Genomic DNA, 16,891 nt, shown 5'->3' with positions numbered 1-16,891 from the left:
AAACATGAAGTCCCGGTAATTGTGGTCACGGGTAAAATTGGTGAAGGAATCGAAGGTCTGTACGATATTGGTGTCAGCGCGGTCTACTCCATTGTAAATAGACCCATGGCGTTGAAGGGGGCAATGGATCAGGCCCCTGGGCTAATTCAGGACTGTGCCAAAAATATAATGTTGACTATAAAATGTTTTAACAAATCTTAAGGGCCAAGGATTTACAATGGAATTAAAATGGGTATCGAACCCAAATAAAAGGTATTAAAACCCAGGGCAAGCCCACGAGGCATTTGTAGGAAGTAAACTTTAATTTTCGAGGCAAGCCTCGGGCTATTATACCCTTTGGCGGTGCCAATAAAAAATCGGCAAGAGCCAGTATTGTAATGGCACATATAGGAAGTAATGAAATTGCCCCAATGCCCTCCTTGCTAGATGTTGACTTGGTTAAGTCTGTTTAACGTATCCTTTTCAGATAGTTGGTTATTAAAATAATAGTCGTTTCCACTTCCGACAACAATTTAAAATACGTTGGGTTTCCCCGATCAGTAGGCCAACAAGAGGTTAAAACAAAAATGGTAAAACTTTAGAATACAACATCTTACCAAGTATTATCACACTCCAATTTCTTTATTATTCATGTACACAGATCAACCTAAAGGAAGTGAGTATGAAGGGATAAAAGATATCCCTTTTTAGTATAAGTAAATGCCATGGTCTTTTTTAAAGACTTGGAGTAGTTTTGTGTTTGATTTCCAATTTGCCAAAACAAATTGAATTTTAGTTTAAATTTTATAACAAGAACGCTTATTTTTGAATCGGACTATAGTAGTTTTGCCTAATGAATTTAACCATAGAAAATATAGTCTTAGTTGGATCTATATTACTTTTTATAAGTATTATTGTTGGTAAGACTTCCTACAAATTTGGGGTGCCTACCCTAATACTCTTTTTAGCCATTGGAATGTTGGCTGGTTCAGATGGTATAGGGGGAATACGCTTTGACGACCCCAAAATTGCCCAATTTATTGGAATAGTGTCCCTTAACTTTATTTTGTTCTCTGGGGGATTGGACACCAACTGGGCGGCAGTTAAGCCCATTATTAAGGAAGGCCTTGTCCTTTCTACCTTGGGAGTTTTATTAACTGCCCTATGCTTGGGAACCTTTGTTTGGTTCATTACCGACTTTACCATATACGAAAGTATGTTGCTGGGCTCCATTGTCTCCTCCACCGATGCGGCCGCCGTTTTTTCCATTCTACGGTCAAAAAGTCTGGCTTTAAAAACCAATCTGAGACCAACCCTGGAATTGGAAAGCGGTAGTAACGACCCAATGGCCTATGTATTGACCCTCGCTTTCCTGACACTTGTAATTCATCAGGATCAAAGCGTATTCTCCATTATACCTTTGTTTTTGCAACAAATGATTTTGGGGGGAGCGGCAGGATTCGGTTTTGGAAAACTGAGTAAATATATAATCAATAGCATTAAACTCGACTTTGAAGGCCTTTATCCCGTTTTGGCAATAGCACTGATGTTCATTACATTTTCTGCAACCGACTTTGTTGGGGGAAATGGATTTCTGGCCATCTATATATGTGCTGTTTATCTTGGCAACCAAGATTTGATTCATAAGAAAACTATTCTAAAAATGTTCGATGGCCTGGCCTGGTTAATGCAAATTGTTCTCTTTTTAACCTTGGGCTTGTTGGTATTTCCTTCACAAATTGTTCCGTATATAGGAATAGGCCTGCTTATTTCCTTATTCCTAATTATAGTAGCAAGACCTGTTAGTGTATTTCTTAGTCTTATTTTTTTCAAAATGAGGATGAAAAGACGATTTTATATTTCATGGGTCGGTTTACGCGGTGCAGTACCCATTGTATTTGCTACTTACCCTTTGCTGGCGGGAATTGATAAAGCAAATATGATTTTTAATATCGTATTCTTTATCTCCGTAACCTCTATTCTTATTCAAGGAACTACACTATCCATTGTTGCTAAATGGCTGGGAGTTGCCATACCAGAAAAGGCAAAGAGATTAACAACGACCGATTTACTGTTTTCGGAAAATCCTAAGACAATAATGAGAGAAATTGCCGTAGGCAGTGATTGCTATGCAACCAACAAAAAAATTGTTGATTTGGGCTTTCCCAAAAATGCCATAATTGCAATGATTCAAAGAGGGGACAAATACATTACCCCAAACGGATCCACCAAAATTGAAAGCGAGGATACCTTAATTGTTCTTGCCGATCAACAAAAAATAATAGACGAGGTCTACAAAACACTTAAAATAAGTAAGGAAAGCCAAAAGAAAATGGAGAGTTAACAAATAGTAGTATTAATTCGACTTTTGTTTTAAAACATCTGCATGCCTATTTTGGACCCAACTATTTAGAAGTTTAAAACCCTTTTTCTTTTTAATTAACGGGAGGGTAGTGGAGCTCAATCGAAAATTAATACCTATAGTCTTCTATTAAAAAAACCGTATCACTCTCCTGTTTCTTTACTTGGAAAACATTAAGGGTATATGTTTTCCTGCATTCCTTTTTCTTAATTTTTTGGCAATATTTTTTACTATAGGTCAAATTAATTTGTATATTAACTGCAGAATTCAACCAAAAACTCTTTAAGTTCATTGATTTCAATTTCAAAATTTAAGGTTTTTTATAACGATGTTAGGAAACTGTAAGGCCAATATAAAATATTCGTTATCAATGAAGAACCTTTAATAATCGGCGATGATATTTATTAGTTTTACGCATAGGAATTGAAATTGTCGAAGGCGTTACCGTTAAAATAATTTCACTGGTAATAAGATATTAACAATACTAAAGCTTATGCTTTTTAAAGGAAATATATCTGAAAAATTATTGGTCATTGAACTTTCCCAAGGCAATGAAAAAGCTTTTAGGAGCCTTTATGATACGTACAGACCAAGTATTTACGCCTATAGCTTTAGCCTGCTCAAGTCATCTGCCAATGCCAAAGAAATTGTTCAGGAAGTATTCTTAAGGATTTGGCTCAACAGGAATACGATTAACCCTGATATGTCCTTCAAATCATATGTTTTTACCATTACCAGAAATCTGTCCTTCAATTTTCTAAAGAAGGCGGCTTGTGATAGAACTCTTAGGGATGAAATTTTCTACAAACCGAAGGAGACTTACAACCCAATTGAAACTAAAATATTGGAAGAGGAATATGAACTAATGCGTAAAATAGCCATTGACAGACTTTCTCCAAAGAGAAAACTAATATTTACCATGTCTCGTGAGGAGGATAAAAGTTACCAAGAAATTAGTTCGGAGCTTAGTATATCCTTAAGTACGGTTAAAAACCACATGAGCAAGTCCTTGGATTCACTAAGGACTTATTTGGAAGTAAATGGCAATTTCACCTTAATGATCGGTCTCTTTTTTTTCTTATTGGCCTAATATACCCAACAGTTGGTTCTCCTATACTTCGGGAATCCTGTTTTCAACCGTTTTTTTATGACTCCTGTACCAAAATACCATCACATTTTGGCAGAAGTATAGTATTATTTAAAAAAAAGTGAATAGGGACTAGTACTTTTCCTTATTGTGATTGTATTATATACGAAGACCCACTTGTTAACACATCAATGATCCATAACAAAGAGATAAAAGCTTTACTTCAAAAATTTGCATTGAACCAATGCAGTGCTGAAGAAATGGACCGTTTAATTGTCTATTTCCAAAAAGCCGAATACCCAATAGATTTGCCCGAATTGGAAAGTCTAATAACCAAATTGGAGCCATTGGAATCAATGGACAAAGAATCCGCTGACAAGATATTTCAGGATATATTGACCATTAGCAGCCAACAAGAAAAAGCTATTGGTAATTCCCATTCAAAAAGAAAATCGATTTTAAGGTATACTGCTGTAGTAGCAACTGTTATTGGGCTTGCTGCAATTTTTTATTTTTATCATTTTCAGTCTATCCTACATAACAGTCAGACCAACAGTGTAGTACAGGAATCCCCAGGCTACAATTTCCAAGAATCGGAAGTGGTAACCCTGAAACTTCAGAACGGAGAAATTGAAGTCATTGCTGAAGATGGAACCTCTGAAGTATTGGACAATAAAGGAAATATTGTTGGCCAACAGAAAGGAAATCAACTGTCGTATAACGGCAGTACATTATCAAAAGAATTAACCTACAATACCCTGAATGTCCCTTTTGGTAAGAAATTTGAACTTGTATTATCCGATGGTTCCAAAGTACATTTAAACGCAGGGACATCATTGAGATATCCAATTCAATTTATTCCTGGTCAGGATCGACAGGTTTTTTTGAAAGGAGAAGCTTTTTTTGATGTTGCCAAAGACCGTAATAATCCGTTCATTATTAATTCGGGCGATTTAAATATAAGGGTCCTGGGAACCAAGTTCAATGTATCTGCCTACGAAGAGGATGAGCTAACAGAAGTTGTATTGGTCGAGGGTTCCGTTGGTTTGTATAACAAAAGTGAGGAGTTTCACCGTGATAGTTTTTTACTAACACCTGGAAATAAGGGCAGCTTTGACAAACAGCGTAATTTAATTGATTCACAAGAGGTAATTACCGGTTTATACACCTCATGGATGACCGGGGAATTGGTTTTTAGAAATATGACCTTTGAGAATATCCTTAAGAAAATGGAGCGCAACTACAATGTGACCATTACGAACAACAACCTTGACATAAACCAAGAAAAGTTCAATGCAAGTTTTAAGAATGCGCCAATTGAAAAAGTCATGGAATATTTTAGATCTATTTACAATCTGGATTTCACCATTAATGGTAAAGAAATAACAATTCATTAAATCTAATATGGAATGCCTATGATATAAAACGGAGAAACTAAAATTCAAAAAAACAGAATATTGGATTTCACCATTCTAAATTAGAATTTAGGATAAAAAAAATCCGGGAAATGTTGCCTCATTCCCCGAATTATAATGGTGTGATCTTAAATAAAAAACCACATTTAAACACTATAAAAGTATGAAAAAACTTCTTATACCAAAAAGAAGGTCTGGTTCATTTAGTAAACTTTCACTTAAGATGAAACTGAGTACAATTATTATTCTTGCTACTTTTTTTTCCTTACAGGCGAACACATCGTATTCGCAACGTACCAAAATTACTTTGAACATGGATAATGTTCCGGTAAAGTCGGTACTGGACCAGATCGAGACCAATACCGATTTTAGATTCGTGTATAAATTGAAAGACGTTGATTTAAATAAAAAGGTTAATGTTAAAGTCGAGGATGAATTGGTTACCGCCGTCATGGATCGTATTTTTAAAAATTCCGGCACCTCCTACTATGTTATTGATCAGCAGATATTTCTCGTTCAAAAAAAGATAGCAGGAACTGGTGACAGGGATTACCGGCCTATAGACAATATTTTACCACAGATTGAAATTACTGGCAATGTAACCGATCAAGACGGGGCTCCATTACCTGGGGCAAGTATTATTGAAAAAGGAACAACCAATGGAACCCAATCCGATTTTGACGGGAATTTTACTTTGTCCGTGTCGGAAGCCAATGCTGTCCTAGTAGTTTCCTATCTTGGATTTTCAACCAAAGAAGTGGCATTAGCGGGAAAGCAGGATATAAGTATTTCCCTTATGGAGAGTAGTGATAATCTGGACGAAGTAGTAGTTACTGCGCTGGGAATAAGTCGTGAAAAAAAGGGACTGGGATATGCGGTTCAGGAAATTCAAGGCGGGGATTTAAACGAGGCTAGGGAATCAAATTTTGTAAATTCACTTGCAGGAAAGGTTGCCGGCGTTAATATATCTTCCGCAGGGGGTGTTGGATCCTCTTCCAGGATAGTTATCAGAGGGGAAAGTTCCCTTAATTTTGGGGGAAATCAACCACTATATGTAATAGATGGGGTTCCTACCGGCAATGCTGGAACAAGTAATTCCACTACTGCGGATTATGGTAGTAGTTCAGCGGAAATCAATCCTGCGGATATAGAGTCCGTTACCGTACTAAAGGGTGCTGCTGCTTCGGCCCTTTATGGTTCAAGGGCCTCCAACGGAGTTATCGTTATCACCACCAAATCTGGTAAGAACAATACCGGACTGGGGATAAGTGTTAATACAGGTACTACCTTGGAAAGCTTACTTCGATTTCCTGAATTTCAAAATGAATTTGGACAAGGTCTTAACGGAAATTACGAAGGTTCCAACTTTGGGGCCAGTTTCTCTATTTATCCGGATGGAATTAGGGATGGATATGACGAAAGTTGGGGGCCAAGACTTAACGTAGGTACGTTGGAAAGGCAATTTCAATCGCCAACCCTTGGTGGAATGCGGGGAGGCGATGTTTCCAATCCCAATAGGGGGGAGGTAATACCCACTCCATGGATTGCCTACCCCAATAATATGAGGGATTTCTTTAAAACCGGTATTACCAATTTCAATAACATAGCCCTTTCTGGAGGTAATGAAAATGGTAATTTTAGAATTTCCTACACCAACTTGGATCAAAGTGGTACCATCCCGAACAATGATTTAAAAAGAAACACCATTGCTTTTAAGGGAGGATACAATTTTACCGATAAATTTAGGGCCGATGCCACAGTGAGCTATGTAAACACTACAAGTACCAATCGCCCAGAAACAGGATATGGCCGTAATACCATCATGTACTTTATGAATTGGTCCGTACGGAATATGGATATTGATGCGCTTAGGGACTATTGGCAGGAAGGATTCGAGGGTACCAAACAATTTCAGTACAACTATGGTGAAAACCACAATAACCCCTTCTTTTATCAATACGAAAACACTAAGGGCCAGGACAAGCATCGTATATTTGGCAACGTAAGTCTTAATTATGACTTTACAGACCACTTATCCCTGATGTTAAGGGCCGGTACCGATATGTTCAATGATTTTAGACCACAGCGATGGGCAGTTAGTACCGTGGGAATAGAGAATGGAAGATATCAAGAAGTTTCGCAGTTTTATGAAGAACGTAACTATGATTTTCTTTTGGCCTATAAGAACAGTCTGGGAAAAGATTTTAATTACAATATCTCCGTGGGAGGCAACCAATTAAAGGTTGAGGGCAGGAGTAGTTTGGCCCAGGCTCCGGAATTATTGGTACCTGGAGTATACACCATAGCCAATAGTGCAGCCGATATTGTTGCAAGTTCCTCCAGTTATGAAAAAGCTGTGAACAGTTTATATGCCTTCGCATATTTGGATTACCTAGGCACCTACTACTTGGATTTTACAGCAAGGAACGATTGGTCCAGTACCTTACCGGCATCAAACAATTCCTATTTCTATCCTTCCATGTCTTTCAGTGCCCTCTTAAACAATACGTTTAAAATGCCAGATTGGGTGTCCTTGGCAAAACTAAGGGTAGGCGTGGCACAGGTAGGTAGTGATACCGGGCCCTATAATCTAATAGATACATTTGGTTTTCAGCAACCATGGGGCGACAATTATGCCTTGGTTAGCGGCAATAGTCTAAAAAATAACAATCTTAGACCAGAGAATGTTACTACCTACGAAATTGGCTCCGATTTAAGGTTTTTCAATAACCGATTGGGATTGGACCTTACCTATTATGATACTCGCTCAAAAAATCAAATTATTGGCATACCCTTGGCGGCTTCTACCAGCTATACTTCTAGAGTTATCAACGCCGGGGAAATACAGAACAAAGGTTTTGAGGTAATGTTAAGCGCTACCCCTATACAGATAAAGGATGTTTTTAAATGGGACCTTACATTGAACTGGTCCAAAAACGAAGGTAAAGTAATAGAACTTGCCGAGGGAATAACCTCCATTACCCAGAGTGCTCCGGGGGAGGATGCCTCCATTCAGGCCAGGGTCGGTGAAAAAATGGGCGCTATCTGGGGCCCAGGATATGAAAGGGTGGAAAGTGGCCCCATGGCCGGTGAAATCATTATAGGCATAGATGGACGAGCACAGATTACAAGCGAAGACATTCACCTTGGCAACTTTAATCCAGATTGGATAGGCAGTGTTACCAATCAACTAACCTATAAAAATATCAGTCTCTCTGCACTGGTCGATGTTAGATACGGAGGGGAATTTATTTCCAGATTTTATAATAAAGGGGTTGGAGCCGGCCAGCTAAAGGAAAGTGGAGAAGGCAGAAGTGCCCGTCCCGTAGGCCAGGAATATGATGATCCCTATTATATACCGGGCGCCGCACTAGTAGGGAACGAATACGTTGCAAACTCTACCAGTACCGATGGTACTTATAGCGAAGGGGTTTACGGTACCGATGTTAGAAGTTTTTACAAAGGGCAATTGGACCATATTAGCGAGGCACAACTATTTGATGCCACCTATGTGAAACTGCGTGAATTAAGACTTGGCTATACATTTCCTGACAAGGCCTTTAAGAACTTGGTAAAAGATGTTAGACTTTCACTTGTGGGCAGGAACCTATTTCTATGGACACCAAAAAGCAATGTGCACTTTGATCCAGAAGTGGCAGTTGCAACTTCGGGCGATGGAATAATTCCTGGATTTGAGAACATGAGCCTTCCTTCCACAAAAAGCTTAGGGGTTAATCTAAGCCTGAAATTTTAATCTTAATAAAGATGATTATGAAAAATATAATTTCTAAAATAATATTAGGGATAAGCTCACTGCTGGTGATATATTCCTGTACAACGGATTTTGAAGAAATCAATACGAATCCCAATGCCGCGGATCGCCTGGACAATCCAGGTCTGTTATTGCCAGGGATAATTAGAACAACGGCCAATAGAAGTTGGGACAATTCTTTTGATAGGTTTGCTGTCGTTGCCGATCAAGTGGCGAATCAATTTGCCAGTACCTATGGAAATTGGACCAGAGCCGATGCCGATCGTTTCTTTTGGAGCAATTTCGATCAGATAAAGGATTTGGATAAACTAATCGCTGCCGCCGAAGCAGATGGGCTGGACAATTATAAGGGCATAGCCTTGGTATTAAGAGCATGGATCTTTCAAGGAATTACCGATAGTTTTGGACCTATACCCTATACCGAAGCTGGAAAGGCCCAAGATGCGGTTAACTTCCCTAAATATGACGCTCAAGAAGCGGTATACGCCGGCATCTTGGAAGAACTTAAATTGGCCAATGAATTGTTGAGCAGTTCCAAAGAAACCATCATTGGAGATATTTTGTACAATGGAGATGTAACAGGTTGGAAAAAGTTTGCCAACGGACTTCGTTTAAGAATCTTAATGAGACAATCGGGGAGAAAGGATCCATCTGCTGAAATGCAAAGTATTTTGGGCAATGCCGCAACATACCCGCTTTTTACCTCGGACAAGGACCAAGCAGCCCTTCAATATTTGACAGATTTGGGCAATGAACACCCTGCGTTTAGGGGAAATATCAGTGATTGGGTTTCTTCTTCACGAATTTCCAATACTATGGCTACCGTCCTTAAGGATATGAATGATCCCCGTTTGGCCGTATTTGCCATGCCTACCCCTGCCACGGCCAATACAGAGTCGCCGGAATACGAAGGCGTTCCCAATGGTATAAATGATGTAGAACAGTGGAACGGAGGCTCACAAAACCATTCTGCCATTGGTCTACTATGGGCCCCTAGACAATTTGCCCCTGATTTGGCATCCGAGAATGCTGCACAAAGTGTACTAATGTCCTATTCGGAATTGCAATTTATTTTAGCCGAAGCAAGGGAAAAGGGCTATATCACTACAGGAAATGCCGAGACTTATTATCTCAATGGAATTCAGAATCAATTTGTCTATTATTCTTCACGTATTCCAGATTCCTTTACTTTGCCCACGGCTGCACAAGTAATTCCGCCTTCCACATACTATACACAGGAAAGCGTGGCTTATTCCGGATCCCAAGAAGAGAAACTTCATAAAATATATATACAAAAATGGCTAGCCCTATTTCTAAATGGTGGAGAAGCTTGGTCGCACTGGAGAAGAACAGGAGTGCCAACAATTACTCCGGCACCCAATAGCGTTGGCTATATCCCTGTAAGATATGTATATCCGGCTGATGAACAGCGATTGAATGAAGAAAATTATGCGTCGGCCATTGGTTTGCTTGGCGGGCCGGATGAGCTTACCACCAACCTCTGGTGGGACATCGACTAATTTTTAAATTACTATTACAACCTTAAAAAATAAATCATGAAAAATATTGAATTAAAATATAGCTCCCTTTTTGCCGGACTCCTTATACTATTTACGTTTTTATTGTCTTGCGATGATAACAACCTTGATGATGACATGGATATCATTAATCCCTATGTAATTAGCTATAATCCAGTTTCCGGGGTAGACGGTGTTGCACTTAATAGTAATCTCGTCATTACCTTTGACGATATAGTCTATAAAGGACAAGGTAAAATTACCATTACCACCGATGTTGAATCGGCTAAACAAGTAATAGATGTAAATGATGCCAATGTAACCTTGAGCAATGTGAACAGGGTAATGACCATTAACCCTCAGGATTTTTTATCTGGAAGGGATTATCAAGTTGTGTTGGATGCCGGTATTGTGGTAGACAGTGTAGGCAACAGATATTTTGGAATGCCGGACAACGAAGCTTGGACATTTAAATCGGGCGGAAATGCCGGAGATTTGGATGCCCCTGAATTGGTATCCCTATCACCTGCGGACGATGATACGGAGGCTTCCGTTTTTGGTATCGAATTAACCTTCAACGAAGGTGTTAAAACGGCAACTGGTAGTTTTGTCATCTATGATGGTGATACAGATGCAGCCGTCCATACCTTAGATGCTGAGGGAGAGGCAATATCCATAAATGAAGAAGTAATAACGGTTACGTATCCTTCTCCATTGGCCTTTGGAAAAAGTTATTACGTTCAATTTGAATCGGGGGTAGTTAAGGATATAGCCGGTAATTCATTTACAGGAATAACCGATGATAGTACCTATAACTTTACTACGGTAGCTGGCAGCGGAACAGAACTGGCAGTGCATATTCCTTTTGACACGGACCTTACCGATATAAGTGGCAATAAATTTGATGCCAAATTAGGCCCGACCGCCAGTGCCGAGGTTACCTTTGAAAATGACGCCACCAGAGGTCCGGTCGCAAGATTTAATGCAGGTTCCTATGCACAATTGCCTGTACACCCCCTATTAAGATCGGTTACGGCAACAGATGATTTTAGTGTTAACCTATGGGTAAAACTACCAGGAATTGGTTCCGATCCTGTAATTATCGGAAATAAAGACTGGGGAAGTGGTGGCAATCCAGGATGGTTGTTATGTACAGATGATGGTGACCAATATGTTCCAGGGGGTACCGTAGAACATGGCTGGCTGGTAAATATAGCAGATGACACCAACGGTGGCAATAGAATGGACTGGAGGGCCGCTGCCATGAATCCTCAAGCACCTGCTTTGTCCGATGATGAATGGCATATGGTTACCATGGTGTTCGACAGGACCAATGGGGAACTATCCGTGTACATTGATGGGGTAGAGTTTAACAATAATACTGTTGCTGCCTCTTTTGACCTGAATACCGTACCTGGGCCGCTATATGATGTAACCAATGACCTTCCCATTACTATTTGGGAAGATGGTACAGGGGCCTACAATGCCGGTAGTGATACAAGGGCCGCAATGACCGGTCTTATGGACGAATTAAAAATCTATAATAAGACGCTCTCCGCTATCGAAATTGCTGCATTGCTCAACGAATAATTATGAGGCGGAATTACATTAAATAATGAAAGTTTGACTTTATAGTTAGTTTTGTCTTTTGAGAAGGGCCCTGTCAGTTGACGGGGCTCTTTATTTTAGATTTGCAGATCTTAATGCGGTAGATTAAACCTGATGGCTCTTCATATTATCTGATACCTTTCTACTCTTGAACATTGAAAAAACCTTGCGATATATTTTTCACATAAATATGTGATTGCCACCAAAGAATTTCCACCCGTACTTTGCACCTAAATACAGTAGTGTATAACCTATGTATAGCTTCCATACACCAGCCCAAAAGCTTTTCATTAATAAACATGAACACAGATACTTTATTGGATATAAATGGAATATACACATAGTACTCCGTTAAAACATTAAAAGTCCATATAGTCTTAATTGGGAATTGCAGAGTTTAATAGATCTAGTAGGAATCTAGTAAAATAATTTGAAATGGGTAATAATAACTAAAAAGGGCCTAAAATGAATAAGCAACATAAGTCCCACAGACCAAGTTTAATAAATATGCATAAGATTATGGCTATTGCGGTTTGTTGGATACTTGTTCAATTTCTCCTTTATGTAAACGAATATTCCAATGTTAGCAACCTGATCGAATTAAAAAAACTCTCCGGAACCTATAAATTTTGGCCCGGATTTTTTAATTCTCTGCACATCCATACCCTTAGCGGCATAGTCGGTGGCATTATCCTAGTTACCGATATGCCCTATAAAAACAAACAAAGACTGTTGAAGTATGGGGTTTTGGGATACGGACTACTATTTGTAATTTCATACCTAATCCTGTTTTCTTTAATTTTTATAATTCTCAATACCTATAATTTATTTCTATGGGATATTGACAAAGCCTTCTTCCAGACCCTAAATACATTAAGCCATAAAATAATGGCACCCTCCTTTTTTGTTTCAATAATCCTATGGGGCATACTTGTATCCGTAACTCAGTTTATGTTCAATATAAATGAAATACTAGGGAAAGGAATACTTTGGAGATTTATTTTAGGACACTTTAACAGCCCCAAGGAAGAGGAACGCATATTTATGTTCCTAGATTTAAAAGGAGCAACCACTATAGCAGAAAAAATGGAGAGCAAATTATTTTTTGAAATGCTCAAGGAAGTGTATTATGACATTTCGACCCCAATTCTTGAAAGTGATGGAGAAATTTATCAATATGTGGGGGATGAAGTAGTAATTACTTGGCCTATTGAAAAAGGACTAAAAAACAACAACTGTTTGATGAGTTTTTTTAGAATTGAAAAGAAGATTCAGGAAAAAAAATTAAAATATCTTAAAAAGTATGGCGTAGTGCCAAGTTTTAAGGCAGGAATACACCTAGGTAAGGCCACGGTAGGCGAAATTGGGGTAATCAAAAAAGAAATTGTTTATTCTGGGGATGTCCTTAATACCACCTCACGAGTGCAAGATCTATGCAATTATTTCGATGTTAAGATTTTAATTTCAAACACCTTGTTACAATTGTTGCAAATTAGGGGTAAATATATCAATATACCCATTGGGGAAATTAGTCTAAGGGGTAAGGAAAATAAAATAGCACTAAGTACTATTGCACAATTATAAGCCGTTATTGAGACCAAATGCGGGAAATATGCTTCTTCGCCTCACAAAATTATTGTCATGGCAGACAGTATCCTCAAATATAGAATAGTTCAAAAGGTATAAAACCAATGCTTATTAGCAACACTTATGCTACAATTTATTTTCAATTAAGGGATTGGGATAATTATCAGATTGATCTTCCATGGTTTCATCCAAACAGACAAAATCTTTTTCCAAAAGTAGAAATAGTTCTTTCCCATTTTCCATTGCCATGGTATGTCGAAATCCAACAAGATCGGTATTTTTCCAGACCAATTTATCCCTTTCAGGTAGAAACATTACGATGGAGCCGTTTCTAAAATCGGCTTCTAGATGCGAAATATTTTCCTTGCTCTGCAATACATATTTAAAGATGCCGTCCTTAAATTCCGTCATCTCTTCATAAAACCCAACATTACAAAATTTTGTCACCTCTGTCTTGGTTAACCTATAGCGTATTGAGTTTCCTTTAATCCTTATTTTCATACTAAATTTGTTTTAAGTCACTAGCTCCCATCCATAAGTTCCATTGCTATGTCTTAGTTGTGAAGTCAATACTATCCATGAAACCGGTTGGTATGGAAAAGATATTATTTATCTGTATCTATTAATTCCCTGTCATCCGTTTTATAGTTAATGGTTACCCTAGTACCCTTTTCAGGAATGGAATTAATAAAAAGTCGCCCGTTGATATAATTCATTCTCTCTTTCATAAAGAATAGTCCCATTCCTCCGTCGCTATTATTTTTGGGTGTCTTTTCCAATATGGAATCATCAAAGCCTTTACCATCATCGTCAATAACTACGCTTAAAATATTGTCATTATAATTAAGGGTTACCAAAATGTAGTTGGCCTCGGCATATTTAATGGCATTATTCACCGCTTCTTGTACCACCCTATAGATATTGGTTTCTGCCAAGGAATTGAACCTTAGGTTCCCATCTATTTTATTTTCGAACAATATATTTTTTCCTGTAAGCTTGGAGAGTTCATGCGTCATTTTGTGTAATGCCGGAAATATACCGTGATCACTAAGTTCAGGAGGGGTAAGGTTAAAGGTAGCTGTACGCACTCCTTTGATCAAATCTCTGGCCAGACTTTTAATGTATTCTATTTTCTCGGCAGTTTTTTCCTTATTTCTTAAATTAATAGATTCTATATTAAACTTTAATGCTGTTAACATTTGTCCAATACCATCGTGGATATCCTTGGCAATTCTTTTGCGTTCCTCTTCCTGACCTTCAACAATCTGGCTGGCCTGTAATTGCTTTTGCCTCATAGTCTCCTCGTAATTTTCTTTGGTCAATTGGGCAACTTTCAATTGATTCTTTTTTCTTTCGGTAATATCGGAACACAATATTAAAATGGACTGTTGGGCACTTGATTGGTGCATGGGAATAATGGACATATCCAACCAGAGCGATTCACCATTGGTTGTTTTTATTTTTATTTCCTCGGTCCTTATACTCTTTCTATTACTTTTTAATACTTCCATCAGGTATTGTTGTTGCCCTTCATCAGTGGTCAACATTTCGTACAATGGCTTATTAAGATCTTGATCGTTACGTCCAAGAAGTTCCTTGAATTTTTTACTGATAAAGACAACATGGCCATCTTGCTTGGCACTTGCAAAAAGAGCGGCATTGTCAATCACAAAATTAAGCTCCTGCAATTCCTGTAGCGATTTTTCCTTTTCCTTGAAAAGTTTCTTTATTTCATGGGCACTTTCCTCAGATTTCTTTTGTGTAATCATCAAATTTTTGATGGTATTTCTAATTTGTACGGAAAGAGGTTTAAAGATAAAAAATATCTCCAGCAACAATATTGTTAGTGATAAAGCCAATAAGAGATACTCCTTGAATTTTAAATTTTGTAGATGTGTTTTGCTAAGGGCATCATATTTATTGACGATGGTATCCATCATCGCCAAAAAGGCACTTTCGTTTTTTAGGACGGCATCAATATCCGACTGATTTGGAATGGAATTTCCATTTTCCTTATAATCACTCAAAATATGCTCTACCGCACTAACCATAGCATTGTAGTGCGGGTCTATATTTTCAAAAAGAACATTTACCTCCTCTTTTTCTGCCTGCGAAATCCCCATGGCCATATCACCAAATTGCAATGTCTGATGGGCGTTCTTCCATACAGATAGGGTTTCACCCAGTTCAGAAATGACCTGTGCCCGCTGTGAAGCCTCCGTACTTTCCTTTAGCAGAAGTACTTCTTTGGTTAATTTTTGACTGTAAGCCCTTTGTCTCCCCGCTATGTTGATTACTTTGGAATCATCCAATTGGGAATTTAAATGATTTTGGATAAGAATTTGGGCTACAATGATACTTAAGGCAATAGCGGCCAATGCCAATAAATACCACTTCCGGATCCTTTGAAAGATGGCGGTATCCAGGGGTGCAAGGTATTTATCGTCGTTCATTTCCTAAATGGTGTTGCTCTATATTAGCCCCTATCCCTTGAGGGCTTTGCCTATCAAATCCAGGGATTCCTTGGACAAGGGTAGTTTCAATGCTGCCTCATGACCTTTTTTGGACATTTTTCGCCATGTTTTTTGAAGGATATCAATCAATTTTTCCTCGGGGTATTTATGGGAAAATGGCTCAAAATAGAATTCGAGGAATACTAGACAAATTACATCTTCCAAGGTCTGTGTCTCTGCCTTTTTTTTAAGTTGTTTCTTTTCGAGCAAAAAGGCTACCATATCTATCATTTCTTGATCATAGCCCACCTCCCTTAGAATGGCACCGGCCTTCTTTGCATGAAATTTTTTAAGATCCTGCCTCCATTTTAAATAGCCCGTCCTGTTCATTTCATAGGATTCCCTAGGAATTTCCCACCTACATATATGTTGACATCGAGCCGTTAGCCGCAGGGCTTCCGGAGCCTCAGGATCGAATGTATTTAACTTCTCTGTCATTCTCATGGCATACAACAGCTCCTTGGGATACTCTTTGCCCTTCCAAACTTCCACATTGGGATCATTCGCATTTGCTTCGTCAAATAACTGGAAGGCTCTTTTTAATTTTTCTGAGGCCATAATTATCGTTGGTTTTTCCCAAAGCTATTCAGAAAAACCAATATAAACAAAGTCGCCCTCTATTTTAACCGGATATGTTGCTATGCGGTTCAAATCCCCATTGAGATGCTTTCCCGTTTTTAATGAAAAAGAATTTTTATGCAACGGACAGGCTACCTTAGGTTCGCCTTGGTCTTCTCCTATCATTCCGCGCGAAAGTACCATTTCCATTTTATGGGGACACAAATTCTGGCATGCATACCAAGTGCCTTCCCGTGTAAAATTAAAAACAGCAATTTGCATCCCCTTATATTTTACACAGGCACCACCGTTTTTTGGAAACTTTTCCACAGGGGCCGCCTTGAACCATCTACTCACTTTTTCTGGCTCTACGGCTTCGTAAGTGTTTAAAGTTAAAATCATCTATCTATTTTTTAAGGTTGAAATACTATTGGATCCAATAGTGGTTATATTTTTGAACCGGTCAATTTCATTTAGATCCAATCTTTAATAA

At 38.5% G+C, this 16,891-nt stretch carries 12 protein-coding genes; 8 read left to right on the top strand and 4 right to left on the bottom strand.

Features of this window, described 5'->3' with window-relative positions; translation table 11 throughout:
• From C7972_RS06965 to C7972_RS06925, 8 genes are all read left to right on the top strand, one after another.
• Nucleotides 1-201, top strand: a 201-nt coding sequence (locus C7972_RS06965; protein WP_146216281.1) for a glycerate kinase, incomplete at its 5' end; no start/stop codon positions are given.
• Nucleotides 202-832: 631 nt separating this feature from the next.
• The gene (locus C7972_RS06960) at nt 833-2,323 is read left to right on the top strand and encodes a potassium/proton antiporter (RefSeq protein WP_110355490.1); all 1,491 of its coding nucleotides are present in this window, start codon (nt 833-835) and stop codon (nt 2,321-2,323) included.
• 511 nt (nt 2,324-2,834) lie between these two features.
• The gene (locus C7972_RS06950; RefSeq protein WP_110355488.1) at nt 2,835-3,431 is read left to right on the top strand and encodes an RNA polymerase sigma factor; all 597 of its coding nucleotides are present in this window, start codon (nt 2,835-2,837) and stop codon (nt 3,429-3,431) included.
• Nucleotides 3,432-3,619: 188 nt separating this feature from the next.
• Nucleotides 3,620-4,825 (top strand): FecR family protein, encoded by a 1,206-nt coding sequence (locus C7972_RS06945; protein ID WP_110355487.1) that lies wholly within the window; start codon nt 3,620-3,622, stop codon nt 4,823-4,825.
• A 181-nt stretch (nt 4,826-5,006) separates the two neighbouring features.
• A complete protein-coding gene (locus C7972_RS06940; protein ID WP_110355486.1) occupies nt 5,007-8,597 on the top strand; it encodes a SusC/RagA family TonB-linked outer membrane protein in 3,591 nt (1,196 codons plus the stop codon).
• A gap of 17 nt (nt 8,598-8,614) precedes the next feature.
• Nucleotides 8,615-10,135, top strand: coding sequence for a SusD/RagB family nutrient-binding outer membrane lipoprotein (locus C7972_RS06935; protein WP_181422837.1), 1,521 nt, complete (start codon nt 8,615-8,617; stop codon nt 10,133-10,135).
• Between the two features lie 36 nt (nt 10,136-10,171).
• Nucleotides 10,172-11,722: an Ig-like domain-containing protein gene (locus C7972_RS06930; RefSeq protein WP_110355484.1), complete on the top strand. Its 1,551-nt coding sequence runs from the start codon at nt 10,172-10,174 to the stop codon at nt 11,720-11,722.
• Between the two features lie 483 nt (nt 11,723-12,205).
• Nucleotides 12,206-13,324, top strand: a complete 1,119-nt coding sequence (locus tag C7972_RS06925; protein WP_110355483.1) for an adenylate/guanylate cyclase domain-containing protein — start codon at nt 12,206-12,208, stop codon at nt 13,322-13,324.
• Nucleotides 13,325-13,453: 129 nt separating this feature from the next.
• Here C7972_RS06925 and C7972_RS06920 read toward each other — a convergent pair whose 3' ends face one another.
• The 4 genes from C7972_RS06920 to nirD all read right to left on the bottom strand — a co-directional run bounded on the left by C7972_RS06920 (nt 13,454) and on the right by nirD (nt 16,800).
• The gene (locus tag C7972_RS06920) at nt 13,454-13,828 is read right to left on the bottom strand and encodes a DUF7009 family protein (RefSeq protein ID WP_110355482.1); all 375 of its coding nucleotides are present in this window, start codon (nt 13,826-13,828) and stop codon (nt 13,454-13,456) included.
• A gap of 104 nt (nt 13,829-13,932) precedes the next feature.
• A complete protein-coding gene (locus C7972_RS06915; protein ID WP_110355481.1) occupies nt 13,933-15,780 on the bottom strand; it encodes an ATP-binding protein in 1,848 nt (615 codons plus the stop codon).
• A gap of 30 nt (nt 15,781-15,810) precedes the next feature.
• Nucleotides 15,811-16,398 (bottom strand): DUF4202 domain-containing protein, encoded by a 588-nt coding sequence (locus C7972_RS06910; RefSeq protein ID WP_110355480.1) that lies wholly within the window; start codon nt 16,396-16,398, stop codon nt 15,811-15,813.
• Between the two features lie 24 nt (nt 16,399-16,422).
• The gene (gene nirD, locus C7972_RS06905) at nt 16,423-16,800 is read right to left on the bottom strand and encodes a nitrite reductase small subunit NirD (protein WP_110355479.1); all 378 of its coding nucleotides are present in this window, start codon (nt 16,798-16,800) and stop codon (nt 16,423-16,425) included.
• Nucleotides 16,801-16,891: the final 91 nt, after the last annotated feature.

The organism is Arenibacter sp. ARW7G5Y1 (assembly GCF_003201775.1).
Taxonomy (GTDB): Bacteria; Bacteroidota; Bacteroidia; order Flavobacteriales; family Flavobacteriaceae; genus Arenibacter.
The sequence above is the reverse complement of the archived record's forward strand: the minus strand, read 5'-3'. Positions and strand labels throughout refer to the sequence as shown.

Excerpts from the sequence above, each read along its gene's own strand:
- C7972_RS06960 (WP_110355490.1), top strand. The coding sequence starts at position 833 with ATGAATTTAACCATAGAAAATATAGTCTTAGTTGGATCTATATTACTT.
- C7972_RS06950 (WP_110355488.1), top strand. The coding sequence starts at position 2,835 with ATGCTTTTTAAAGGAAATATATCTGAAAAATTATTGGTCATTGAACTT.
- C7972_RS06945 (WP_110355487.1), top strand. The coding sequence starts at position 3,620 with ATGATCCATAACAAAGAGATAAAAGCTTTACTTCAAAAATTTGCATTG.
- C7972_RS06940 (WP_110355486.1), top strand. The coding sequence starts at position 5,007 with ATGAAAAAACTTCTTATACCAAAAAGAAGGTCTGGTTCATTTAGTAAA.
- C7972_RS06935 (WP_181422837.1), top strand. The coding sequence starts at position 8,615 with ATGAAAAATATAATTTCTAAAATAATATTAGGGATAAGCTCACTGCTG.
- C7972_RS06930 (WP_110355484.1), top strand. The coding sequence starts at position 10,172 with ATGAAAAATATTGAATTAAAATATAGCTCCCTTTTTGCCGGACTCCTT.
- C7972_RS06925 (WP_110355483.1), top strand. The coding sequence starts at position 12,206 with ATGAATAAGCAACATAAGTCCCACAGACCAAGTTTAATAAATATGCAT.
- C7972_RS06920 (WP_110355482.1), bottom strand. The coding sequence starts at position 13,828 with ATGAAAATAAGGATTAAAGGAAACTCAATACGCTATAGGTTAACCAAG.
- C7972_RS06915 (WP_110355481.1), bottom strand. The coding sequence starts at position 15,780 with ATGAACGACGATAAATACCTTGCACCCCTGGATACCGCCATCTTTCAA.
- C7972_RS06910 (WP_110355480.1), bottom strand. The coding sequence starts at position 16,398 with ATGGCCTCAGAAAAATTAAAAAGAGCCTTCCAGTTATTTGACGAAGCA.
- nirD (WP_110355479.1), bottom strand. The coding sequence starts at position 16,800 with ATGATTTTAACTTTAAACACTTACGAAGCCGTAGAGCCAGAAAAAGTG.